The 22,866-nt window shown below is 64.8% G+C and carries 26 protein-coding genes; 11 read left to right on the top strand and 15 right to left on the bottom strand.

The genetic code is table 11. The features are described 5' to 3' along the window. The first annotated feature begins 124 nt into the window (after window positions 1-124). From ACFOJ9_RS08320 to rsgA, 4 genes are all read left to right on the top strand, one after another. Window positions 125-1,417, top strand: coding sequence for an ABC transporter substrate-binding protein (locus ACFOJ9_RS08320; RefSeq protein WP_378978429.1), 1,293 nt, complete (start codon window positions 125-127; stop codon window positions 1,415-1,417). Window positions 1,418-1,426: 9 nt separating this feature from the next. Then, window positions 1,427-2,317, top strand: coding sequence for a carbohydrate ABC transporter permease (locus ACFOJ9_RS08315; protein ID WP_378978427.1), 891 nt, complete (start codon window positions 1,427-1,429; stop codon window positions 2,315-2,317). Continuing rightward, on the top strand, window positions 2,314-3,189 hold the full coding sequence (locus ACFOJ9_RS08310) for a carbohydrate ABC transporter permease (RefSeq protein ID WP_378978425.1): 876 nt from the start codon (window positions 2,314-2,316) through the stop codon (window positions 3,187-3,189). The genes ACFOJ9_RS08315 and ACFOJ9_RS08310 overlap by 4 nt, the downstream gene beginning before the upstream one ends. Window positions 3,190-3,331: 142 nt before the next feature. Then, entirely contained in the window at window positions 3,332-4,369 is a 1,038-nt protein-coding gene (gene rsgA / locus ACFOJ9_RS08305) for a ribosome small subunit-dependent GTPase A (protein ID WP_378978423.1), read from the top strand. Between the two features lie 21 nt (window positions 4,370-4,390). Here rsgA and ACFOJ9_RS08300 read toward each other — a convergent pair whose 3' ends face one another. Then, on the bottom strand, window positions 4,391-4,924 hold the full coding sequence (locus ACFOJ9_RS08300) for a sterol desaturase family protein (protein ID WP_378978421.1): 534 nt from the start codon (window positions 4,922-4,924) through the stop codon (window positions 4,391-4,393). Window positions 4,925-5,096: 172 nt separating this feature from the next. Here ACFOJ9_RS08300 and ACFOJ9_RS08295 point away from each other — a divergent pair, with 172 nt between their 5' ends. Continuing rightward, window positions 5,097-5,567 carry an NUDIX domain-containing protein gene (locus ACFOJ9_RS08295; RefSeq protein WP_378978419.1) on the top strand — a complete coding sequence of 157 codons (471 nt, stop codon included), beginning with the start codon at window positions 5,097-5,099 and terminating at the stop codon, window positions 5,565-5,567. A gap of 10 nt (window positions 5,568-5,577) precedes the next feature. Here the strand turns inward: ACFOJ9_RS08295 and pobA are convergent, their stop codons facing one another. Genes pobA through pcaD form a run of 6 tightly spaced genes read right to left on the bottom strand, consistent with a single transcriptional unit; the run spans window position 5,578 to window position 10,390 of the window. Next, entirely contained in the window at window positions 5,578-6,750 is a 1,173-nt protein-coding gene (gene pobA / locus ACFOJ9_RS08290) for a 4-hydroxybenzoate 3-monooxygenase (protein ID WP_378978417.1), read from the bottom strand. Continuing rightward, window positions 6,750-7,802 (bottom strand): 3-carboxy-cis,cis-muconate cycloisomerase, encoded by a 1,053-nt coding sequence (locus ACFOJ9_RS08285; RefSeq protein ID WP_378978415.1) that lies wholly within the window; start codon window positions 7,800-7,802, stop codon window positions 6,750-6,752. The genes pobA and ACFOJ9_RS08285 overlap by 1 nt, the downstream gene beginning before the upstream one ends. 19 nt (window positions 7,803-7,821) lie before the next feature. Beyond that, entirely contained in the window at window positions 7,822-8,436 is a 615-nt protein-coding gene (gene pcaG / locus ACFOJ9_RS08280; protein WP_378978413.1) for a protocatechuate 3,4-dioxygenase subunit alpha, read from the bottom strand. Next, a complete protein-coding gene (pcaH, locus tag ACFOJ9_RS08275; protein ID WP_378978411.1) occupies window positions 8,436-9,191 on the bottom strand; it encodes a protocatechuate 3,4-dioxygenase subunit beta in 756 nt (251 codons plus the stop codon). Before pcaH ends, pcaG begins: the two co-directional genes overlap by 1 nt. After that, complete coding sequence (gene pcaC, locus ACFOJ9_RS08270) at window positions 9,181-9,588, bottom strand: 4-carboxymuconolactone decarboxylase (RefSeq protein WP_378978409.1); 408 nt, start codon at window positions 9,586-9,588, stop codon at window positions 9,181-9,183. Before pcaC ends, pcaH begins: the two co-directional genes overlap by 11 nt. Next, window positions 9,581-10,390 (bottom strand): 3-oxoadipate enol-lactonase, encoded by an 810-nt coding sequence (gene pcaD, locus ACFOJ9_RS08265; RefSeq protein WP_378978407.1) that lies wholly within the window; start codon window positions 10,388-10,390, stop codon window positions 9,581-9,583. The genes pcaC and pcaD overlap by 8 nt, the downstream gene beginning before the upstream one ends. Window positions 10,391-10,483: 93 nt before the next feature. On the opposite strand from pcaD, the gene pcaQ reads away from it, so the two are divergent. Then, window positions 10,484-11,401: a pca operon transcription factor PcaQ gene (gene pcaQ, locus ACFOJ9_RS08260; RefSeq protein WP_378978405.1), complete on the top strand. Its 918-nt coding sequence runs from the start codon at window positions 10,484-10,486 to the stop codon at window positions 11,399-11,401. A 24-nt stretch (window positions 11,402-11,425) separates the two neighbouring features. Here pcaQ and ACFOJ9_RS08255 read toward each other — a convergent pair whose 3' ends face one another. The 7 genes from ACFOJ9_RS08255 to ACFOJ9_RS08225 all read right to left on the bottom strand — a co-directional run bounded on the left by ACFOJ9_RS08255 (window position 11,426) and on the right by ACFOJ9_RS08225 (window position 17,330). Beyond that, entirely contained in the window at window positions 11,426-12,829 is a 1,404-nt protein-coding gene (locus ACFOJ9_RS08255; protein WP_378978403.1) for an FAD-binding oxidoreductase, read from the bottom strand. Window positions 12,830-12,975: 146 nt separating this feature from the next. Then, window positions 12,976-14,235: an ABC transporter substrate-binding protein gene (locus tag ACFOJ9_RS08250; protein ID WP_378978401.1), complete on the bottom strand. Its 1,260-nt coding sequence runs from the start codon at window positions 14,233-14,235 to the stop codon at window positions 12,976-12,978. A 48-nt stretch (window positions 14,236-14,283) separates the two neighbouring features. After that, window positions 14,284-14,712, bottom strand: coding sequence for a hypothetical protein (locus ACFOJ9_RS08245; protein ID WP_378978399.1), 429 nt, complete (start codon window positions 14,710-14,712; stop codon window positions 14,284-14,286). Next, window positions 14,709-15,764, bottom strand: a complete 1,056-nt coding sequence (locus ACFOJ9_RS08240; RefSeq protein ID WP_378978397.1) for an aldo/keto reductase — start codon at window positions 15,762-15,764, stop codon at window positions 14,709-14,711. The genes ACFOJ9_RS08245 and ACFOJ9_RS08240 overlap by 4 nt, the downstream gene beginning before the upstream one ends. Then, the gene (locus tag ACFOJ9_RS08235) at window positions 15,761-16,114 is read right to left on the bottom strand and encodes a TIGR04076 family protein (RefSeq protein WP_378978395.1); all 354 of its coding nucleotides are present in this window, start codon (window positions 16,112-16,114) and stop codon (window positions 15,761-15,763) included. The genes ACFOJ9_RS08240 and ACFOJ9_RS08235 overlap by 4 nt, the downstream gene beginning before the upstream one ends. A 2-nt stretch (window positions 16,115-16,116) precedes the next feature. Further along, complete coding sequence (locus tag ACFOJ9_RS08230) at window positions 16,117-16,599, bottom strand: DUF3830 family protein (RefSeq protein ID WP_378978393.1); 483 nt, start codon at window positions 16,597-16,599, stop codon at window positions 16,117-16,119. Then, window positions 16,596-17,330 carry a GntR family transcriptional regulator gene (locus ACFOJ9_RS08225; protein ID WP_127327034.1) on the bottom strand — a complete coding sequence of 245 codons (735 nt, stop codon included), beginning with the start codon at window positions 17,328-17,330 and terminating at the stop codon, window positions 16,596-16,598. The genes ACFOJ9_RS08230 and ACFOJ9_RS08225 overlap by 4 nt, the downstream gene beginning before the upstream one ends. 127 nt (window positions 17,331-17,457) lie before the next feature. On the opposite strand from ACFOJ9_RS08225, the gene ACFOJ9_RS08220 reads away from it, so the two are divergent. From ACFOJ9_RS08220 to ACFOJ9_RS08200, 5 genes are read left to right on the top strand one after another with little or no spacing between them, the layout of a single operon-like run. Further along, window positions 17,458-18,255, top strand: a complete 798-nt coding sequence (locus tag ACFOJ9_RS08220) for an ABC transporter ATP-binding protein (RefSeq protein WP_378978391.1) — start codon at window positions 17,458-17,460, stop codon at window positions 18,253-18,255. Further along, a complete protein-coding gene (locus tag ACFOJ9_RS08215) occupies window positions 18,252-19,019 on the top strand; it encodes a branched-chain amino acid ABC transporter ATP-binding protein (RefSeq protein WP_378978389.1) in 768 nt (255 codons plus the stop codon). The genes ACFOJ9_RS08220 and ACFOJ9_RS08215 overlap by 4 nt, the downstream gene beginning before the upstream one ends. Next, window positions 19,016-19,924 carry a branched-chain amino acid ABC transporter permease gene (locus ACFOJ9_RS08210; RefSeq protein WP_378978387.1) on the top strand — a complete coding sequence of 303 codons (909 nt, stop codon included), beginning with the start codon at window positions 19,016-19,018 and terminating at the stop codon, window positions 19,922-19,924. The genes ACFOJ9_RS08215 and ACFOJ9_RS08210 overlap by 4 nt, the downstream gene beginning before the upstream one ends. After that, the gene (locus ACFOJ9_RS08205; RefSeq protein ID WP_378987650.1) at window positions 19,921-20,904 is read left to right on the top strand and encodes a branched-chain amino acid ABC transporter permease; all 984 of its coding nucleotides are present in this window, start codon (window positions 19,921-19,923) and stop codon (window positions 20,902-20,904) included. The genes ACFOJ9_RS08210 and ACFOJ9_RS08205 overlap by 4 nt, the downstream gene beginning before the upstream one ends. Next, window positions 20,901-22,205 carry an NAD(P)/FAD-dependent oxidoreductase gene (locus ACFOJ9_RS08200; protein ID WP_378978385.1) on the top strand — a complete coding sequence of 435 codons (1,305 nt, stop codon included), beginning with the start codon at window positions 20,901-20,903 and terminating at the stop codon, window positions 22,203-22,205. The genes ACFOJ9_RS08205 and ACFOJ9_RS08200 overlap by 4 nt, the downstream gene beginning before the upstream one ends. A 4-nt stretch (window positions 22,206-22,209) precedes the next feature. On the opposite strand, the gene ACFOJ9_RS08195 is transcribed toward ACFOJ9_RS08200, so the two are convergent. Further along, window positions 22,210-22,866: a GntR family transcriptional regulator gene (locus ACFOJ9_RS08195; RefSeq protein WP_378978383.1), complete on the bottom strand. Its 657-nt coding sequence runs from the start codon at window positions 22,864-22,866 to the stop codon at window positions 22,210-22,212.

The raw sequence follows: 22,866 nt of genomic DNA, 5'->3' as shown, positions 1-22,866 counted from the left end.
CGAAGCAGCCGCCAAGAAATTCCGCCCAATGTCATCCGTAGCTTTTTCACAAACAGGCACTTGCGCCATCGCCTCCTGTTGTCATAACGTCATTGTGATCGATATGCCAAGTGGAGGATGAGGAATGTCTGTTGCCTGGACTTCGAAACTGGCCCTGGCCGCGAGCCTGGCGCTCCTGCCCGTCACCGGCTGGGCGCAATCGGTCAACCTCTCCTATCTGACGCATTGGTCGCCCGAGACCGTCGCGCTGCTGGAAGCGGCGGCCAAGGACTATGCGAAGACCAATCCGGACGTCAGCGTCACCGTACGCGCCGTTCCGTTCGGCGATCTCCTGACCACGCTGCGCTCCCAGGGTGGCGGCTCGGACGGCCCGACCATCGGCGGCATCTACGATCTGTGGCTGCCCGAACTCGCCCGCGACAAGCTTGTCGCGCCTGCCCCCGACGCGGTCGCCGGCGAGGTCAAGGACGCCTGGCCGGCGGGCGTCGTCAGCGCCGCCTCGGTCGGCGGCAAGCTCTACGGCATTCCCAACGAGATCGACGTCTACGCGCTGAATTACAACAAGGCGCTGTTCAAGCAGGCCGGCATCGCTGCTGCCCCGAAAACCTGGGACGAGTTCAAGGACGCGGCCAAGAAGCTGACCAACAAGGATGCCGGCCAGCAGGGTTTTGGCATGATCAATTCCTGGGCGGCGGGCGTCGTCCACCCCTTCGGCTCGCTGCTGGTCTCCAATGGCGGCGAGCTGGTCAAGGACGGCAAGCCGGTGCTCGACAGCCCGCAGGCCACCGAGACCTTCCAGCTCTACGAGGACCTGATCAAGTCGGGCGCCAGCGTGCCCGCCATGGCGACGGCCGACGCCAACACCACCGGCCCGTTCCTCGACAATTTCGTCTCCGGCAAGACCGGCATGATCATCATGGCCAATTGGTGGGAGAGCGCGCTGAAGGGCGGCATGGGCGACAAGTTCGCCGACATCGCCACCGCGCCGATCCCGGTCGGTCCAAGCGGCGACAAGCCGCATTCGATCTCCTATTCCTGGATGACCGTGGTCAACGCCAATGCCGGCGCGGCCGAGCAGAAGGCGGCCTGGGATTTCCTGGCCTGGCTGAACAATCCGAAGTCCGGCAAAAACGGCGCTTCGGCGATGTCCGACATCTTGATGTCGATGGGCATCCTGCCGTCGCGCCTGTCCGACATCGAGGCGCACAAGGACAAGCTCGGCTCCGAATTCCTGTCCGGCTATGTCAGCGTGCTGGCCGATGCAAAGCCGTTCCCGGTGGTGCCGGGCGGTCAGGAGTTCAGCGAATCCCTGCAGCAGACACTTGAGGCGTTGCAGTATGGCCAGGTCTCGGCCAAGGATGCGCAGGCGACGGCGCAGGCCGACGCCACCTCTATCCTGGAGCGCGCCGCCAAGTAGACTGGGGCCATGATCAACAGATACCGTGCCTCGGCGGGCATCATGCTGGCGCCCGCCGTGACGCTGATCGGCGTCTTTGTTCTCTTGCCGATGCTGCTCACCGTCTGGCTGTCCTTCCAGGACTGGTCGACGCAGACACCGTTTTCCAGCGCCAGCTTCATCGGCCTCGACAATTTCCGCGAGATCTTTGGTCCGACCTCGGTCGGCCGCGACTTCAAGGGCGCGCTCGCCAACACCGCGATCTACACCGCGCTTTCGGTCATCCTCATCCTGCCGCTTTCCGTTGTGTTCGGACTGATGGTCTACCAGCGCGAAATTGCTGGCGGCACGGCGCTCAGAACCGTGCTGTTTGCCACCTACATGGTGCCGATGATCGCCGTGGCGCTGGTTTGGTCGAAGCTCTATTCGCCGAGCGAAGGCCCGCTCAACCAGATGCTCGGCATGGTCGGCATCAGCCCGCAGCCGTGGCTGTCCTCGCCGCGCTCGGCACTGATTTCGATCGTCTTCCTCAATGTCTGGCAGCAGGTCGGTTATTTCACCGTGCTGGCGATCGCCGGGCTGACGCAGATCCCCGGCAGCCTCTATGAAGCGGCAAAGCTGGACGGCGCCAACCGGCGCGAGCAGTTCCGCTTCATCACGCTGCCGCTGATGCGGCGCACGCTGTTGTTCAGCGCCGTCATTGCCATCATCAACGCGGTGCAGGTGTTCGAGCCGGTCGCGCTCATCACGCAGGGCGGGCCGGTCGGCTCGACCAACGTGCTGACCTACCACATCCGCCGCGTCGGCATCGAACGCGCGCAAGGCGGGCTGGGTTCGGCGATGGCGGTCATGCTGATGCTGTCGCTGATCGTCGTGGTCTGCGCGCTGTTTGCCTTTGCCAACCGGAAGAACGACGAATGACGGCGCAGGTATTTTCCGGATCGTCGAGCAGGCTGCCGCGCAGACGCCCGTCGGGCCGCAAGGCGCTGCTGGCAACGCTGATGCTGCTCGTCGCCGTCGCCTCGGCCTTCCCGCTGATGTGGATGGTGCTGTCGAGTCTCAAAACCCCGGCCGAGAGCATGCAGGTCCCGCCGGTGTGGATTCCCGGCACGCCGAGCCTCGACGCCTATGAGAAGGTTTCGGGCGTGGTCAATGTCGGCCGCTCGATGTGGAATTCTTTGGTCATCGCCTCGATCACCACCGCCGGCATTCTGCTCACCAGCATGATGGCCGGCTATGCCTTCGCCAAATACCACTTCCCCGCCAAGTCGTTGCTGTTTTCCCTGCTGATCGCCACCATGTTCCTGCCGCCGATCGTGACGCTGATCCCGCTCTACCGCCTCGTCGGCTCGATCGGACTCAACGCCAGCCTGGCCGGCATCATCGTGCCCAATCTTGCCAACGCCTTCGGCATCTTCCTGATGCGCCAGTTCATATCAGGCGTGCCGGACGATCTGATCGACGCCGCGCGCATGGACGGCGCCTCGGAGCTGCTGATCCTGTTCAAGATCGTTGCGCCCAGTGTGGCGCCGGCGATCGCGGCACTGGCGCTGTTCGCCTTCGTCTATCACTGGAACAGCTATTTGTGGCCGCTGACCGTGCTGCAGGGCAATGCGGACGCCTATCCCATCGTCATCAGCCTCAGCCGCCTGCTCAGCTACAACCGTGGCGCCGTCAACACCGGTCTGGTGATGGCTGGCGCTACGCTTGCCGTGCTGCCGCCGCTGCTGCTGTTCGTCTTCCTGCAGCGCTTTTTCGTCGATTCCATCGTCGGCTCGGCGATCAAGGGATAGGCTGCGGAAGCTTGCCGCTCGGCTACGGCCCGCTTGCCAAATGTCGCCATGCCGCCCATACAGCTGGGCAATCGCCCGCCCGAGGTCGTGGTCCGCCTCTCCTTCGATTTTGCCAGGGATACTGTCCAATGTCCGCGACGCCGTGGTCAAAGCCGTGACGGATCACTCCACGCCATCGCTCGCCAGCCTGGGCTGGACGGAATTTTTTGGCGAGCAGCTTGAGCCCGGCGAAGCCAATCTTATCCCGACGCGTATCGCGACGGTCCATCGCGACCGTTTGACCGGCCTGTCCCAGGCAGGGCCAGTCGATCTGACACTGCCGGCGCAGGCGAACACCGGCGACTATGCCGTCGGCGACTGGGTGCTTGTCGATGCGCATGCGCACCTTGTGCAGCGCCGCCTGACCCGCAAGACGGTGCTGGAACGCCGCACCCAGGGCGGCAGGGTGCCGCAGCTTGCCGCGGCCAATGTCGACACGCTGTTCATCGTCACCTCGTGCAATGCCGACTTCAATCCCGCGCGGCTCGAGCGCTATCTGGCGCTGGCCAACGAGGCCGGAACGACGCCGGTGATCCTGCTGACCAAGGCCGATACTGCTGAAGACGCCGAAGCGTATGAAAGGCAGGCCGCCGCGTTGCAGCGTGGATTGCCGGTTGTGATGCTGAACCCCCGCACATCGGATGCGGCAACCGTCCTGGCTGCCTGGTGCGGTGCTGGCCAGACGGTGGCGCTGATCGGTTCCTCCGGCGTCGGCAAATCGACGCTGGTCAACACGCTGGCCGGATCGGCGCAGCAATCGCCGCAACAGACCGGAACCATTCGCGAGCACGATTCCAAGGGACGTCACACCACCACGTCGCGATCGCTGCACGCGATTGCCGGTGGCGGCTGGGTGATCGACACGCCGGGAATGCGGACGCTGCAGGTCAGCGACGTCGGCTACGGCATCGACACACTGTTTGCCGAAATCACCGAGCTTGCGCCGCTGTGCAAGTTCCGCGATTGCACGCATGTACATGAACCGGGTTGCGCGGTGCAGGCTGCCTTGAAGGCCGGGACGCTCGATCCCGAGCGCCTTGCCCGCTGGCGCAAGCTGTCCGACGAAAACCAGAACAACACGCCGGTTCAGAGCGGCCCTCGCGGCGCCAAGTCACTCGGGGGTCGCGGCAAACGGCGTTGAACGGCCGAGGCTGAACTGGCTTCAGAGCCGCGCCGTACCGAAGACCCGATCCCAAAGTGCCGACGTAACACCGAAATTGGCCGATTCGTCGATGTGATGATGCACGGCGTGGCGGCGCTTGAGCGTGTAGAGATAGCTCGGATGACTGGGATGCCAGTGATGAATCATGTGGTGGATGCTGATGTACCAGAGGTACCCCAGCATCAGCCCGCAGTTGACCGCGCTCGCGGTTGCGAAGTCCGAGACCATCCAAACGGGCACAAACGCCACCAGCGCATGCACCCCGAGGCTGAGCCAGGTCGGCGTGCCCACCGAACTGCGCTCCTCGACATGGTGACGATCATGCAGGTCCTTGATGTAGGGAATGTGGTGAAGGGCGAACCTGTGCAGGAGGTATTCGATCAGCGTCCAGAGGCCGAGACAGGCGAGGACCGTGCCTATCCAGCCTGGTGCACTCTCTTCGCCGGCCTCGAGCAGTCCGGCCACCGCCAGCACGGCGATCACCAGCGGATACACCGCGAAGTCGCTATAGTAGCCAATAAGACCGAGTTGCATCGTCACCTAGCCTTCGTGCCGCCAAATAAGCGATGGTATCAGATTGCCGGACTCGCGGGTGAGGTGCAATGCAGACGCGCCTGACATAGCGTCGCAATCCCTTGGTGCAAGGTTCGCGTCAACTATTCAAGGACCATCGGCAGGCTGCCGGCTTCGCAGACGGACGTATAAAATGGCAAAACGCAGTGCGGGATTGCTGATCTATCGCCGCGGTGATGGCGATCTCAAGGTGTTGCTGGTTCACCCAGGTGGACCGTTCTGGGCGAAGAAGGACGATGGTGCCTGGTCGATACCGAAGGGTCTTGTCGACGAGAACGAGGACGAGTTGACGGCAGCGCAACGCGAGACCGGGGAAGAGCTCGGCGTCAGGGTCGATGGCACCTTCGCGCGGCTTGGCGACTACAGGCAACCGGGCGGCAAGATCGTCTCGGCCTGGTCTGTCGAGGCGACCACCGACATCGACGTGGCCGCCATCAAGAGCAACAGCTTCACCATGGAATGGCCGCCAAGGTCGGGATCCCTGAAGGAGTTCCCGGAGGTCGACAGAGCAGGCTGGTTCACCTTGCCCGAGGCCGAAGCGAAGATCCTCAAGGGGCAGCGCCCGATGCTTTTGGATTTTGCCAGCCAGCAAGGCGCCGGATGATCCGCAGCCCTCAGTAGGGCAAGCCGACATAGTTCTCGGCGAGCGCGGTCGATGCGGCACGCGACTGCACGAGGTAGTCGAGTTCGGCCTCCTGGATGCGCTGGCCGAACTCGCCCGTGTCGGGAAAACGGTGCAGCATCGTCGTCATCCACCAGGAAAACCGCACCGCCTTCCAGACCCGCGCCAGCGCCTTGCTGGAATAGGCATCGATGCCTTCGTGTGACTTCTCGACGTAGAAGTCGCGAAAACCTGCGAAGAGATAGCGCACGTCGCTGGCGGCGAGGTTGAGGCCCTTGGCGCCGGTGGGCGGCACGATATGGGCGGCGTCGCCGACCAGGAACAGCCTGCCGAAACGCAGCGGCTCGGCAACGAAAGAGCGCAGCGGCGCGATCGATTTCTCGAAGGATGGCCCGGTGACGACATTTGCCGCCGTCTGCTCCGGCAAGCGGCGGCGCAACTCGTCCCAGAAACGCTCATCCGACCACGCCTCGACGCGGTCGTCCTGCGGGCATTGCACATAGTAGCGGCTGCGATGCGTCGAGCGCATCGAGCACAGCGCAAAACCCCGCTCATGATTGGCATAGACCAGCTCGTGATCGGCCGGCGGCACTTCGGCCAGCACGCCGAGCCAGCCGAACGGATACTGCCGCTCGAAGGTCTTCAGCGCACGCTCAGGCGCCGATTTGCGGCTGACGCCGTGATAGCCGTCGCAGCCGGCAATGAAGTCGCAATCGATCCGATGCGTGACCCCGTCCCGGTCATAGGTGGCGAAAGGCGCTGCGCCGTCGAAATCGTGCAGCGTGACATTTGCCGCCTCGTAGATCGTGGTCAGTCCTGCCGCGTCGCGCTTGTCCATCAAATCGTGCGTCACTTCGGTCTGGCCATAGACGGTGACATGCCTGCCGCCGGTCAATGCCTCGAGGTCGATACGGTGCAAGCGTCCGTCGAAGGCGAGCGAGATGCCGGAATGCGGCAGCCCTTCGGCATGCAGCCGTGCCGCCGCGCCGGCCTGTTCCAGCAGTTCGACCGTGCCCTGTTCGAGCACCCCTGCCCGTACGCGGCCAAGCACGTGCTCGCGGCTCGCGCGTTCCAGAATGACCGTCTCGACACCGATGCCGGCCAGCAACTGCCCAAGCAGCAGGCCGGATGGTCCGGACCCGACGATGACGATTTGTGTGCGCATCAGTGGCCGAGACTTTCGACCTGTGCGGCCAGTTCGGCGGCAAGGCGCAGCGACGCGGCTGTGGCGACGGCCATTTGCGGCAGCAGCAGCCACTCCAGCGTCCAGGCCGCACCCGAGCGCTCCTGCTCATGCACGAGCGCCTGATGCATGCCTGAAAGCTGCGTGGCGTTGAAGCGGGCAAGCGCCACCAGCGCTTCGGCCTTCACCGGGTTCTGCTTGTGCGGCATGGCCGACGAGCCGCCGCCACCGGAAAGCTCGATCTCGGTTCCACCCTGCGCCATCAGCGCGATGTCCTGGCCGAATTTGCCGAGGCTGCCGGTCACCAGCGACATCAGGCCGGCAAAGTCGGCGAGCCCGTCACGCTGGCTATGCCATTGCGGTGCGTTGGCAAGACCGAGCCTGGTGGCTAGGGCCGCGCGCACCGCCGGCCCCTTGTCATCAAGCTTTTCCAGCGTGCCTGCGGCACCGCCGAACTGCACCACCAGCAGGCGCCTCGACTGCTCCGACAGCCTCTCCTGGTGCCGTTGCAGCGGCGCCCGCCACGCCCTGACGCGATCGGCCACTTTGATCGGAATCGCCGGTTGCATGCGCGTCATTCCGGTCAGCGCCCTGCCGCCAAAACGCTCTTCGAGCGAAGCGAGGCGCATGACGGTTTCGGTCAACAGCAGATCGAGATGCTCGACGACGGATTTCAGCCGAAGCATCAGGCCGGTGTCGATGACATCCTGGCTGGTCGCGCCGAAATGCACTTTCTGGCCATGCGGTTCGCCGACCGTCGCCCTGATCTGCCGCACCAGTTCCGGCACGATGACGCCGTCCTTGGCGACACCGGCGCGCAGCAAGGCCGTGTCCGGCCGGAACGTGCCAAGCGCCGCCACGATCGCTGCCCCCGCATCCCTGGTGATGATCCCGTTTTCAGCCTCCGCTTGCGCCAGCGCACGCTCGAAGGCCAGCATCGCCTCGATTTCCGCCTCGACGGAAAAATGCCGGCTCGCTTCCCCGTCTCCGAGAAGAGCGGAGAGCAGTGGATGGTCGAAGGGCGATACGGTCATATCGGAAGGCTCCTGAGCATCAGCTGTCGAAGAAGACCGTTTCCTTCTCCCCCTGGAGATGGACGTCGAAGACATAGATATCGCCGTTGCGCTCGGCGATCAGTGTCGGCACGCGAATGCGGTGCTCGATGCGCGTCAGGATCGGATCTTCGGCATTGGCCTTTTCCTCATCGGAAAAATACAGCCTTGTGTGCAGGCCGAGATTGATGCCGCGGGCGACGATCCAGAGCGTGATATGCGGCGCCATCAGGCGCCCATCCCTGAACGGCACGCGCCCCGGCTTGATCGTCTCGAACGCGCACAGGCCGGTGTCCATGTCGGTCGGGCAACGGCCCCAGCCGAAAAAATTCGGATCGGCGGCGCCGCGCAGTTCTGCCGGCGAATTGTAGAGCCCGTCCGCATCCGCCTGCCAGATCTCGATCAGCGCGTCCTTGAGCGGCGTGCCGGTGCCGTCGAGCACCCGGATGCGCAAGCCGATGGGCGCGCCCTTGGTCTTGTCGTTGACCATGGTGGCGCCGAGATCACTGGGATAGACGCCGCCGATGCCGCAGAAATTGGGCGTCAGCCCGATATGGACGTAAGGTCCCGCGGTCTGCGAAGGGCTTTCCCTGAGCCGGTCGAGCGATTGGGCCATCAATTGCCCTCCAGCCTGTTTTCGAACAGCGACGCGCGGCGCCCACGCAGCACAATATCGAACTTGTAGGCGCGCGCGTCGAATGGGATCGTCGCCTGCATATCGAGTATGGCGATCAGCGTTTCGATGGCCGCCTTGTCGGGGATGCCGCGCACGATCGGGCATTGCCAGATCAGCGGGTCGCCCTCGAAATACATCTGTGTGATCAGCCGCTGCGCAAAGCCGTGGCCGAAAACCGAGAAATGGATATGCGAGGGCCGCCAGTCGTTCGGCCCGTTCGGCCAGGGATAGGGACCGGGCTTGACGGTGCGAAAGGCATAGCCGCCATCGTCGCCTGATATGGCGCGGCCGCAGCCGCCGAAATTCGGATCGAGCGGCGCCAGATAGCCGTCCTTCTTGTGGCGGTAGCGGCCGCCGGCATTGGCCTGCCAGAATTCGAGCAGCGCGCCCGGCACGCCAACGCCGCGTTCGTCGAGCACCCGGCCATAGACGATGATCCGCTCGCCGAGCGCGCTCTCGCCGGGCCTGGCGAAATTGTGGATCAGGTCGGCGTCGAGTTCGCCCAGCATGGCGTGACCGAAGACCGGGCCTGCAATCTCCGACAGCGTGTTGTCGAACGACAGCGGCGCCTTCTGCGGCGAGCGCAGCACGGAGGTCTTGTAATTCGGCGTCAGCGCCGGCGGATGCCATGTCCGGTCGCGCCGGAAGAAGGCGCCGGTCTCGGGCCTCCGGTTCGATCCGGACTCAGCAGGCATTCTGGCTTCCGTCCATTTCCGAAAACACGTCCTTGGCGATCTTGAAGGCGCGGTTGGCGGCCGGCACGCCGGCATAGATGGCGACATGCAGGAACGCCTCGCAGATATCATCGCGCGAGGCACCGGTGCTGACGGTGGCGCGCACATGCATGGCGACCTCCTCATCATGGCCGAGTGCGGCCAGCAGCGCCAGCGTGACGATCGAACGCTCACGCTTGGTGAAGCCCGGCCGCGCCCACACGGTTCCCCAGGCGGCCTCGGTGATCAGCTCCTGGAAAGGCTGGTCGAAATCGGTGGCGGCGACCTCGGCCCGGTCGACATGGCGGTCGCCGAGCACCGAGCGCCGCACCGCGAGGCCGGTGCGATATCTGGCTGCGTTGCCGGGGACTTCATCCATGGGTTTCTGCTCCAGGGGCAAGCGATGCGATAAAATCGCGGATCAGGGCAATCAGCGCTTCAGGCTGTTCGACGCAAGGAATGTGCCCGGCGTCGCGAATGATTTCGAAGCGCGCGCCGGGTATCAGGTCGGCCAGCGAGCGGACAAGATCGGGAGGCGTCGAGCCATCCTGGTCGCCGGCGACGCAGAGCGTCGGCACCGCGATGCGGCGCGCGCTGTCGGTGAAATCCGCATCGCGAACGGCCACGCAAGTCCCGATGTAACCGGCGAGCGCTTGCCGGGTCATCATGTTCCAATAGCCGTCGAGCTCGGCCAGACGCGCCGCGTGGAAGGCGGGGGTGAACCACACTTTGAGCACGCCATCCGCAATGGCCTGGATGCCCTTGCTTTCGACCGTTGCGATGCGTGTGTTCCAGCTCTCCGTCGTGCCGATCTTGTGGGCCGTGTCGCAAAGGATCATCGCCTCTACGATATCGGGGCGCCTGGCATAGAGCCCCTGCGCGATCATGCCGCCGACCGACAGGCCGCACAGCACGACCTTGCCAAGAGCGAAGTGATCGATGAGAGCGCAGAGGTCATCGACATGATCGTCGATCGACCTGATGTCGCCGATGTCGGAGAGCCCATGGCCGCGTTTGTCGTAGACCAGCAGCGGCATTTCACCATCGAGCGCCGAGACAATTTCGTCCCAGATCCGGAAGTCGGTGCCGAGCGAATTGATGAACACGATTGGGCGCGCATTGCTGTTCGCCTCGATGCGACGGTGGTGCAGCGTGATGCCGCCGATGGTGACGAATGGCACGATCTCGGTCCTCCATCCCCACATTGCACAAGGCGTTTGGTTCGGTAAAATGATATTTTGCGCCGTTTCATTAACTCAGGGGTTATCAAATCCATGTCCGAGAGCCGCATCCGGTTCCGTCACCTGCAGGCATTCCTGGAAGTTGCGCGGCAAGGAAGCGTGGCGCGAGCGGCTGACTTGCTGCATGTCAGCCAGCCGGCGGTGACCAAGACATTGCGCGAGTTGGAAGAGGCGCTGGGGGTGGCGGTGGTCGAGCGCGACGGCCGCGGCATCCGACTGACGCGCATCGGCGAGATCTTCCTTCGCCATGCCGGCACGGCGATCACGGCACTCAAGCAAGGCGTCGATTCCGTCCGCCAGGACGGAGCGGTCAACCGGCACCCGATCCGCATCGGCGCGCTGCCGACGGTGTCGGCGCGGGTGATGCCGCTCGCCATGAGCCTGTTCCTTAGGGAGAGCACAGGAGCGGCGATCAAGATCGTCACCGGCGAGAATGCGGTGCTGCTCGAGCAGTTGCGCACCGGCGCGCTCGATCTCGTCGTCGGACGGCTGGCGGCGCCGGAAAACATGACCGGCTTCTTCTTCGAGCACCTCTACTCCGAACCGGTGCTGTTCGTGGTGCGGGCGGGACATCCGCTGCTCGATCCGGGACAGGATGTGTTCGCACGGCTCGACGAATTCCCGATGCTGATGCCGACGCGGGAATCGGTCATCCGTCCCTTCGTCGACCGCCTGTTCATCACCAACGGCATGACGGCGCCGGCAACCGAGATCGAAACCGTCTCGGATTCCTTCGGCCGCGCCTTCCTACGGCAGAGCAATGCCGTCTGGATCATTTCGGCCGGCGTCGTCGCCAACGAACTCGGCAGCGGCGCCTTCGTCGCCCTGCCGGTCAACACCGAGGAAACCAAGGGACCGGTCGGCCTGACGATGCGCACCGACACCGCGCCCTCGCCGGCCTTTTCCATCCTGCTGCAGACCATCCGCGAAGCGGCAAGGCAAGGCAGCTGACGCGTCAGGCTGTGCGGGCAATCGTCATCGGCAGAAGGCAGTCGGGTCGAGGTCGAAGACCCGTCCCGGATTGAGGATGTTTTTCGGATCAAGCGCTGTCTTCAGCCGCCGCATCGTGGCGATCTCGGCGTCGCTGCGAACCAGATGCAGCCACTTCTTCTTGTCGAGGCCGATGCCATGTTCGGCCGAAACGCCGCCTCCGGCTGCCGCCACGCCGCGATAGACGATGTCATGTGCCGCCGCCGGATCCCTCGTCAGGACCTGGTAGTGCAGATTGCCGTCGCCGAGATGGCCGAAGACATAGATGTCGGCGCCGGGGTCGACGGCATGGATGGCAGCGTCCGCTCCCCGCAGGAATGCTCCCATGCGGGCCAGCGGAATGCTGATGTCGACGCCGATCAGACCCTTGATCGAAAACAGGACGCGATTGGCGTCCTCGCGCACATCCCACAACGCGCGGAATTCGCGCGGTGACTGCGAGACCACCACATCGTCGATGACACCGTCTTCGACCGCCTGCATCAATACCTCGGCGAAGCGCTCGCCGTCACGTTGGGGCTCGCTGCCCTGGATCTCGGCCAGCACATAGACAGGCGAGCCCGCCGGCAGCGGCGCCGGCATGGCCATGCTGGCGACCATGAGGTCATAGAGCGGTGCGAAGTTGACCTCATAGGCGGACAGGAGCGGGCCGAGCTTTTGCCGCAGCAGCCCAAGCAGCGCGATCGCCGCATCGAGCGAGGAGAGCGCGCAGAAGGCGTTCACCTCGGACACCGGCTTGGGATGCAGCCTGAGCGCGGCGCGGGTGACGACGCCGAGCGTTCCTTCCGTGCCGATGAAGAGCTGGCTGAGGTCGTAGCCGGAATTGTCCTTGGGCAGGCCCTTGAGCGACGTCAGCACGCTGCCATCGGCAAGCACGGCTTCCAGTCCCAGAACCTGAGCCCGGTACATGCCGTAGCGCAGCACACGGATGCCGCCGGCATTGGTGGCGACATTGCCGCCGATGGTGGCCGAGCCACGCGCGCCGATATCGACGCCGAACATCAGCCCGGCGCCGTCGGCTGCCTCCTGCACCGCCTGCAGCGTCGCGCCCGCTTCGGCAACGATGCTGGCAGCCTGGCGATCCGGTGTATCGAGGCTGGTCATGCGCTCCAGCGACAGCACGACCTCGCCCGGCCGGACACGCGCGGCACCTGTCAGACCCGTGCGTCCGCCCTGCACGACAACAGGCTGGCCGAGATCGTTGCATGCGGCGAGTGCCGCCGCCACACCCTCGGTGTCGCGCGGGCGCAGCACGGCTTCGGGGAGCGCGCCGAGCTTGCCGTCAGGATCGTCGCGATAGCGCTGGTCCACGCCGGAACCGGCGAGCACACCGCCCGCGCCCAGCCGGTCGCCGAGCGCAGATAGGAGCTGTTGGATTTCAGGCGACATCGGCCGATCCTATCCATGATCGCCTGCCGGTCAAACGCTCGTCCACGCAAAGCGACGTCGTCCATGTCCGTGGGTAATGCAGAACAGGATAACCGTCCGGTATCGATCACGATGGGATCGTGATCGATACCGGAGAATAAGTCGTCTTATTGAAGCTTCGCTTGCAGCGCGTTGACGTCGTCGGTGGTCATTTCGCCGTCGGTGGTCACCTTGCCGTCGACGATCTTCCACAGCCGGAACGGGCCGGTGATGTCGCCATATTTGTCGAAGGCGACCGGGCCGATGACACCTTCATAGCGGATCGGCTTGCCGTCCTTGATCAGGCCGAGTGCCTTGGCGAACTCTTCCTTGCCGGCAAAGATCGGCGTGCCGGCCGGATCGACCGCCTTGTACATGGCGTCCTTGATCTTGGCCGGATCCTCCGAGCCGGCGATGGCGATGGCCAAGCCAACGATGGCGCCGGCATCATAGGAACGGTCGGCCGCCGGATTGGACGGTTCGATGCCGGAGAATTCCTTGTAGTTCTTGGTGAAATACTCCGTCGAGGCGGTCGGGCTGGTGCCGGACGACGTGCCGTAAGCTTCCTTCAGATAATCGGCGCCGACGGATTCGATGAAATCCGGGCTGTTCATGCCGTCATTGAGCAGGAATTTCTGCACGCCGCCTTGCGAAATCCAGGTGCGGGCGACCGTCGCACCGTCGACCGGCGTGCTGACGAGATAGAGCCCGTCCGGCTCGCCGGCCATCGCCGCCGTGACTTCCGAGGCATAGCTCGACTGCTTCTCGTTGTAGGGCGTGTCGGAGACGATGGTGCCACCGAGCGCTTTGTAGGCACGCGAGAATTCAGCCACCATGTTGACGCCGAAATCGTTGTTGACGTGGATGATCGACAGCTTCTTGAAACCCTTGTCGATGGCGTATTTGGCGGCGGCGACGCCCTGCAGCGCATCCGAGGTGATGGTGCGGAAGAAGATGCCGTTGGTCTTGCCGTCGCGGCCGAGGGCGGTCAGCGTCGGCGAGGACGAGGCTGGCGAGACCTGGACGATCTTGGCGGGTGCCGTGACCGAGGTCAGGATCGGTATCGACACCGACGAGATGATGCCGCCGATGATGACAGGCACTTTCTTGACCTGAACCAGCTGGGTGGCGGCGTCGACCGCGATGTTGCCCTGGCTCTGGCTGTCGCGCGTGTCGGTGACGAGATCGCAGCCGCGCACGCCGCCGGCAGCGTTGATGTCACGGAAGGCCATCTCGACCGACTTGGCGCCGGCCTGGCCGTACTCGCCGGCCGGGCCGGTCAGCTCCATGACGAGGCCGACAGTGATCTTGCAATCGGCGGCTTGCGCAGCACCTGCCATCGTGACGAGGGCGAGCGCGGTGGTGAGTTGGAGTATCGTCTTTGTCATTGTTGTTCCCCTTTCGTTACTCAACTGTATCTGATCTCTGGAGCCTGTTCAGCGTTCCGGCACCTGCAGCCAGGTTTCATGCAGATGTCGCCATTCGACACCGTTGGGCGCCGATGAACTGGTGGTGAAGACGGCGCTCGACTGGCGGCGACTGTGCTTGCCTGCGCGCAGCTGCGCTTCGACATAAAGGACGACGATGGTATCGGCGTCCTGCCAGCCGGGCCGAATGTCCTCGATCGAAATGGCAAAACCGTCGTCGCAAGAGGCGCGGCTTGAGCGGACATGGTCGACGACCGCTTCGCGATCGAGGACCTGCCCGTCCGGTGCCACCATGCTGAGGTCTTTCCCCATGGCGCGTTCGAAGCGGCCGAAGTCCACCGTATTGGCTCGCGCGGCGACGAACCAGTCGACGAAGAAGCGATGCAGGTCGATGACCTCGGCGCTGGCGCGTGAAAACAGGGAAGGATCGCCGCTCATTTCTTCCCCGCATTGAGGTTGTAGTGCATGATCGAGCCGTGACGGCCGTGACGGTCGCGCTCCAGCGTGTAGACGTCGCCCTCGAGGCCGGCGCCTTGCGCGATGACGGCAGCAATCCGCGCCCGGTCATCGGCGTCGAGCGCAACATCCATGATGCCCGCATTGGCCAGCGCATGCGCCTGATTGCGGGCGCCAACGATGACGGCCGCCACTTGCGGCTGCTCGAGCACCCAGGCGCTGGCGATGGTGGCGATGTCGACGCCATGGCGGTCGCCAACGGCCTTCAGCGCCTGAAGCAGGTGTTGGAACAGGTCCCAGCCCCCAAAATCATCGATGATCAGCTTGTATTTGACCAGCGAGCGGTTTTCGAGCGGCGTGGTGGGTTCGGCCGCACCGAGCCATTTGTCGCTGAGAAAGCCGCCGGCAACGGAGCCGTAGCAGAGGAAGCTGACGCCGTTCTGTTTTGCCAGTGCCGCCAGGCTGTTGCCCGGCCGCTGGTCGAGCACAGAATATTGCAGCTGCTGGCTGACCAGCGGGATGCCGGCGGCGAGGATTTCGGCCAGCCGCGGCGTGTCGAAATTGGTGGTGCCGAGATTGCGCACCTTGCCTTCCAGCCGGAGTTCATCGAGCCAGCCCATCGCATCGACGTAGCGGGGCTGGTCATAATCCCACCAATGGAACTGGACGAGATCGAGCCGCTCGGTCTTCAGCCGCCGCAGCGACTGGTCGACGATGCCCCTGATATAGTCGCGGCTGATGGTGGCCAGCCGTTCGAGGTCGGGCACCAGCTTGGTGTGCACCTTCATCCGGGCGGCGACGTCGAGGCCGCGCTCGCTGGCCAGCCGCAGGCGCGCCGCGCCGATGAGCTCCTCGACACCGGTGTAGATGTCGGCGCAGTCATAGGTCCAGATGCCGGCATCGAAAGTGGCGATCAGATCGGCAACCGCTTGGCTGCGGTCGATGGCACCGTGGCCGCCGGCCAGCTGCCAGCCGCCGCGAATGACGCGCGAGATGGTATAGCCGGGGCCGAGTTCGAAGGTCTTGGCGGTCATGTCAGGTCATCCTCCTTCGGCAGCGGCACCGCCGTGGTTTCGGCGTGGCTGAACCGTCGCTTGGCCACCCTGACGATCCGCAGCCGGCTGGCGCAATTGGGATCGGGACAGGCGATTTCGGCGTCTGAGGTCATCCAGTCGTTCCGGTCGGTCGGGCGCTGCTTGGCCGCCAGCAGCGGCAGCACGGCGGCGAGCGAATAGATCGAAAAACCCTGCCCCGCCGGCATCGACAGCATCTCGCCCTTGAGTTCGAAATAGTCGCCGGCCTTGGCGCCGCAGTAGATCGGCCTGCCCTCGGGGATGACCGCCTCGACGCGCAGATCGAACAGCTCGAAACTGTCGTCAGCCATTTTCAAGCCTCCACCAGGCTGAAGGTGACGTCGCAGGCGCCGTTGCGGCGGATGACACCGCAAGCGGCGGCGAACTGCTCGCGCTCTTCGACACGTACCTGCGCCACCACGCTGCCGGCCAACCAGCCGATCGGGAACAAGAGCCGCGCGCCCTGCCCGTAATACAGGCCGATGTCGAAGATCGCATTGGGGTTGCCGCCCCACATGCGTGGCGGCACGTAGGAAAGCACGATGTCGCCCGGCTGCGGCGTCAGCGTCGCGTTCTCGGCCGGCAACGGTTTCGCATAGGCCTGGCCCTCGAGATCGGCCGCGGGAACCGGACAGGAGATTTCCGGCCCCGTCCACATCGCATGGATGCCAGGGACGACGCGTGGCGTGCCGAGATATGCCGAGAGGAAGGCGGCGTTTTCCGGCGCCTTTTCGGGCAGCAGGAGTGCCGTGACGGAAAGCTTCGAACGCGGCTCGGTGATCCTGATGGCGGTCATGTCTGGTCTTTCGCGGCGGCAGCTTGCAGCTTGCTGCGCAGGAAGGTGAAGGGTCGGCTGATGTCGGCGACCAGCGACTCGCGCGCTGCCTGCGCATCCTGCGTGGACAGCGCCGTGACGATGCGGCGGTGATACTGGGCGGTGTCGACCTCGCCGGCTTCCGAGAAGGCATAGATGGCGACACGAATGCAGGGCCCCGATTGCAGCCACAGGCTCTCGATCATCGGGATCAGCACGGCCGAGCCGCAGGAGCGGTAGATTTCGAAGTGAAAACTCTGGTTGAGCGTCACTTCGCGATCGACGTCCTTCTTGTGTTTCAGCGCCCGCATCTCGTCCCATTCGCCGAGAATGGTCTCGATGGTGGCGATCTGGCGCGGGCCCATGCGGGCGGCGGCCAGCGCTATCGCCTCCCCCTCGATCAGGATGCGCGCACGCAACAGATCATCGAGGCGTTCGAGCGTGATCGGCGGCACGCGCACCGAACGGTTGGGCAGCGCCTCCAGCGCCTTTTCCGTGATCAGCCGGCCGAGCGCCTCGCGCACCGGCATGGTCGAGGTGACCAACGCATCGGCCAGGCCACGGATGGTCAGCACCTGGCTCGGCTCGAACAGGCCGCCGATCAAAGCGCGGCGCAATTCGGAATAGACACGGTCCTGCACGGTCTCGCGGCCGACCGGCGCAAGCTGGGCCGCGATCGCCTCGTTGTTCTTTTCGATGGCAGCCTTTTGCATGGAATTCCGTTCTTGGCCGGTTTTCGGCTTGCGGATGAAATTAAAGCCGAATAGCGTGATCAAAGCAAGTGTGATCACAAATCAATAATCAGGAGACGGCAACGATCGTCTTCGGCCAGAGGGTTTGATGAGCGAGGCAACCAAACGGCAAGGGGAAACCCGCGCCCCGGTTCTGACGGCAACGAATGTCGTCAGGCGGTTCGGCGGCCTTGTCGCTGTCAACGACGTCTCGTTTGACGTCAAAAAGGGAGAAATCCTCGGCCTGATCGGCCCCAACGGCGCCGGCAAGACGACGATGTTCGACCTGCTTGCCGGCAGCATCCTGCCGACCAGCGGCGAGATCCTGCTCAACGGCACGCCTGTCTCGGGCGAAGCCGCGCATTTGCGTATCGGCCGTGGCCTTGGCCGCACCTTCCAGATCCCGCGCCCGCTGCCCAATCTGACGCTCATCGAAAACATCATGCTGGCGGCACAGGGCCAGGCCGGCGAAAAGCTGCTCGCCAATTTCGTGACGCCATGGCGCGTCGCTGCTCAGGAAAGAGCCGCCAGGACAAAGGCGCTCGAACTGCTGCAACTGGTCACCCTCACCCACCTCGCGCACCAGCCGGCGCGTGTGCTTTCCGGCGGCCAGCGCAAGCTGCTCGAACTCGCCCGCGTCATGATGGCCGACCCGGCGATCATCCTGCTCGACGAACCGGCGGCCGGCGTCAACGCGACGCTGCTCGAAGTCATCATCGACCGCATCCGCGACATCAACGCGCGCGGCATCACCTTCCTGCTGATCGAGCACAACATCGACATGGTAACGCGGCTCTGCCATCGCGTCCTCGTCATGGCGAGCGGCCAGTTGCTCAGTGAAGGCACGGCGGAAGAGGTCGCTCGCGACCCACGTGTCATCGAGGCCTATCTCGGAGGAGCGGCATGAGCGAGATCGTCCTCGATGTCCGCGACCTCGAAGCCGGCTACGAGCCCGGCGTGCCGATCGTGCGCGGCGCCTCGATCACCGTCAGAAAGGGCGAGATCGTCGTCGTGCTCGGCCCCAACGGCGCCGGCAAGTCGAGCTTCATCAAGGCCATCGCCGGCCTCGTCCCGATCACCGGCGGCACGGTGTTTCTGGACGGCAAGGACATCACCGCCGCGCCTGCGCACACGATGGTGCGGCTTGGACTGGCCTTCGTGCCGCAGACCGAAAACATCTTTCCGCTGATGTCGGTCGAGGACAATCTCAGGGTTGCCTGCGGCATCCTTGAACGGCGCGAAATCCCCGACCGCATCGAGGAGATGTATGCGGCTTTCCCCGACCTCGTCCGTCAGCGTCGCACCGCCGCCGGCAATCTGTCGGGCGGGCAGCGGCAGATGCTTGCCGTCGCACGGGCGCTGATCGTCCACCCCAAGGTGCTGGTGCTCGACGAGCCGTCGGCCGGCCTGTCGCCGAAATTCGTCTCGATGGTGTTCGAGATGCTGGCCGGCATCCGCAAGTCCGGCGTCACCATCCTGCTGGTCGAACAGAATGCCAAGGCTGCACTTGCCATCGGCGACCGCGCCTATGTGCTGGTCGAGGGCAAGGACCGGCACGAGGGCATCGCCGCCGAACTGTGGAACGACCCGGTCGTGGCCGAGCTCTATCTCGGCCAGCGCCCGCTCAGCGCAGAGAAGACGGGGCACGCCGGCAAAGGAGGCACGGCATGAGCCTGCAATTTGTCGTCGACGGGTTGCTGACGGGTTCGATGATCGGCCTTGGCGCCATCGGCGTGACGCTCACCTATTCGATCCTGCGCTTCTCGAACTTTGCCCATGGCGACTTCATGGCCTGGGGCACCTATGCGACGCTGGCCGTCGTCAGCGCCATCGGCGCGACATTCGGCAAGGTGGCGCCGATCGCGCCGCTGTCCTTCGGCTGGCCGCTCATTGCTGCCCTGGTCGTCGGCATGGCGTTCACTGCGCTCTTGGCGCTGCTGCTCGACAAAGTGCTGTTCGCGCGGCTGCGCTCGCAAGGCCAGGCGATCATCGTGGTGATGGCGAGCTTCGGCGCCTCGATGGCGCTCCGAAGCCTGCTCGAATTCACCTTCACCTCGCGGCCGACCTATTTCAGCCGCGCGATCCAGATCGCCATGCCGGTCGGCTTCGGCATCCGCATCACGCCCGACCAGATCGCCCTGCTGCTGCTGACCGCGGTGCTGGTGTTCGGCGTGCATCTGTTGATGACGCGCACGCAGACCGGCCGCTCGATGCAAGCCCTGAGCCAGAATGCGGCGCTGGCCCGCATCGTCGGCATCGATGTCGCCAGCGTGGTGCGCGTCACCTGGGTCATCGGCGGGGCGCTCGCCTGCGTGGCCGGCGTGATGATCGGCATTCTGGTGCAGATCCGCCCGTTCATGGGCTTCGACATGCTGCTGCCGATGTTTGCCGCTGCCATCCTCGGCGGCATTGGCAGCATTCCCGGCGCGGTGCTCGGCGGCCTGATCATCGGGTTGGCCGAGGCCGGTGCCGTGCAATTGATCGGCGCCGAATGGCGCGCCGCCGTCTCCTTCATCATCCTGATGGCGGTGCTGTTCGTGCGGCCGATCGGCCTGTTTGGTGTGAGGGAACGCTGATGGACCTGCTCGGCTACGGCGCCTTCTTCCTGACCACCGCGCTGATCTTCTCGCTGGTCACGCTGGGGCTCAATTTGCAATGGGGCCTGACCGGGCTGTTCAATGTCGGCCTCGCCGGCTTCGTCGCCATCGGCGCCTACACCTCGGCGCTGCTGACGACACCGGACGATGCCGCGCGGCTTGGCGGCTTCGGCCTGCCGATCCTTGTCGGCTGGCTGGGCGCCATGGTCGCCGGCGGCATCGCCGCGGCGCTGACCGGCATGGCCACGTTGCGTCTGCGGTCCGACTATCTTGCGATCACTACCTTCGGCGTCGCCGTCGTGGTGCAACTGGTCGCGCTCAACGCGCAGAGATTGACCGGCGGCCCGTTCGGCATCGGCTTCATCCCGCGCCCATTCGGCAGCCTCGCCGAGACGCCGCTGCTCTTCAACCTGTCCAACCTTGCCGTCGTCTGCGCGGTGACACTGATCGCCTATCTCGCCTTGGAGCATTTGGCGCGCAGCCCATGGGGGCGGGTCTTGAAGGCGCTGCGCGAGGACGAGCGGGCGGCGATCTCGCTTGGCAAAAGCGCGCGCTTCTATCGCGTCCAGGCCTTTGCCGTCGGCGGCGCGATCATGGCGCTGGCCGGCGCGCTGCAGGCTCATTTCACCGGCTTCATCGCGCCGGACAATTACTTGCCGATCCTGACCTTCCAGGTTTGGGTGATGCTGATCGTCGGCGGCTCGGGCAGCAATCTCGGCGCCGTCATCGGCAGCATCCTGGTGTGGGCGATATGGGCCGGATCGGGCACGCTGACCAGCATTCTGTTCCCGCCGGAACAGCAGGCTCGCGCCGCCGCGCTGCAGATCGCCGCCATCGGCGTCATGCTCTGCGTCATCCTGCTGATCCGGCCCACCGGCCTGTTCGGCGACAGGCCGCGGCGGCCGCGGTTTGGCAAGCGGGCGAAGGTGGTTACGACCAAGAGCAGTTCCGGCTCATGAATGCCGTGATCCGGCAGGAGGCACGAGGCGCGTCGCTGTGGCATGCCGTCAGCCGCAACCGCCGCGAGCGACCGGCGCTGCAAGGCGGGCTCGATGTCGACCTGGCCATCGTCGGCGGCGGCTTTTCCGGCCTTTCAACCGCGCTGCACGCCGCGGGCAAAGGCCTTTCCGTCGCCGTTCTCGAAGCCGAATTCGTCGCCTGGGGCGCGACCGGCAGGAATGCCGGCTTCGTCGTGCCGAATTTCGCCAAGATGGACCCGGTCGACGTACTGGCCCATCTAGGGCCTTCGCGCGGCGAAAGGCTGATCGATTTCGCCGCCGGCAGCGCCGACCTGGTCTTCCGCCTGATCCGGCAGCACGGCATCGACTGCGACGCCGTGCAGAACGGATGGATCCAGCCGGCGCATTCGCCAGCCGCCTTCGAGAAGGTCAAGTCACGTGCCGGGCAATGGGCACAGCTTGGCCGGCCGGCAGTCACATTGTATCGGCAGGAAGTCGATGCCCTGACGGGCGTGCCGGGCTATGTCGGCGGCTGGATGGATCGTTCCGGCGGCGTGCTCAATCCGGTCGCCTATGCGCGGGGGCTCGCCGATGCGGCGGAGAAGGCCGGCGCGAAGATCTTCGAGCAGACGCGCGTCACCTCGGTTGATCGCATGGCCGATGGTTGGATGCTGAAAACGCCGGTGGGATCGGTACGCGCCGGCAAGGTGCTGATCGCCACCAACGCCTATGGCTGGTCCCTCAACCCGTCATTGCAGCAAACCTATTTCCCGCTGAAAGTCTTCCAGATCGCGACAGCGCCACTGCCTCGTGAAATACGCAGCCGGTTGCTTCCCGGCGGGCAAGGTGTCGGCGACACTAGGCGCAATCTCTTCACCTTCCGCTTCGATGCCGACAACCGTCTGATCAGCGGCGGCATGCATATTCTCGGCGCCGGTGCTGATACGCGCGTACCGCAGATGATCTGGCGGCGGCTTGGCCGGCATCTCGACCTGCCTGAGTTGCCGCCGCTTACCTACAGCTGGTCGGGGATGGCTGCCGTCGAACCGGATTTCCTGCCGCACCTGATCGACCTCGGTTCCGGCCTGATCGCCGGTCGTGCCTGCAACGGGCGCGGCATCGCCATGACCACGGCGATGGGCAAGGTGCTGGCCGATTGGGCCGCCGGAACAGACGCCCGCGACCTGCCGCTGCCCTTCGCGCCGCCGGCACCGATCCCGTTCCATGCCTTGCTGCGGCACGCGCCCAACATGCTGCTCGGCTGGAGCATGCTGCGCGATCGGCTGGACAGGACGAGCTAGGCAGTCACTTCACCTTGCCAAGGTTTGCCGACAGAACCGCGGCCGCCATCGCGATGTCCTCTTCTATGAAGACCCGCACAGTGGGGCCGCTGCGCTGCTCCAGTGCGGCGACGATCTTGCGATGCGCGTCGTTGGAGTGCGGGATGTAGCGATCGGCCTGCATCAGCAGCTTGAGATAGGGCCCAACCCGCCCCCAGAGGTCGCGGATCATGTTCAACAGGATCGGTGCACCGGCATGCTGGTAGATGGCAAAGTGGAACGCCTCGTTCAGCGTCAGATAGGCCTGGGCGTCACCGGCCTCGATGGCACGCTGCATGCCGGCGAGCGTGGCCTGGATGTCAACGAGCGCGCTCTCCGTCATCCTGGTCGCCGCCATCTCGCCCGCCAGTCCCTCGACGGCGATGCGGATGCGCGTCAGTTCCTCGAAGGCAGGCGCGGACAGCAACGGCACGATGACCGATCGGTTGTTCTGCATCTCGAGCAGCCGCTCGGCGACAAGCCTCTGCAGCGCCTCGCGGATCGGCGTCGTCGAGATGCCGAACGTCTCGGCGAGCTTGCGGATGACCAGCGTTTGGCCCGGGCTGAAGCCCCCGGAAATCAATTCCTGCTTGAGCGCGCCATAGGCGCGGTCATTCAGGGTTTGATGTTCGAGCTTCAGCAT

This window comes from Mesorhizobium cantuariense (assembly GCF_042647205.1).
GTDB lineage: Bacteria > Pseudomonadota > Alphaproteobacteria > Rhizobiales > Rhizobiaceae > Mesorhizobium > Mesorhizobium cantuariense.
This window is presented reverse-complemented; position numbering and strand designations above follow the sequence as displayed.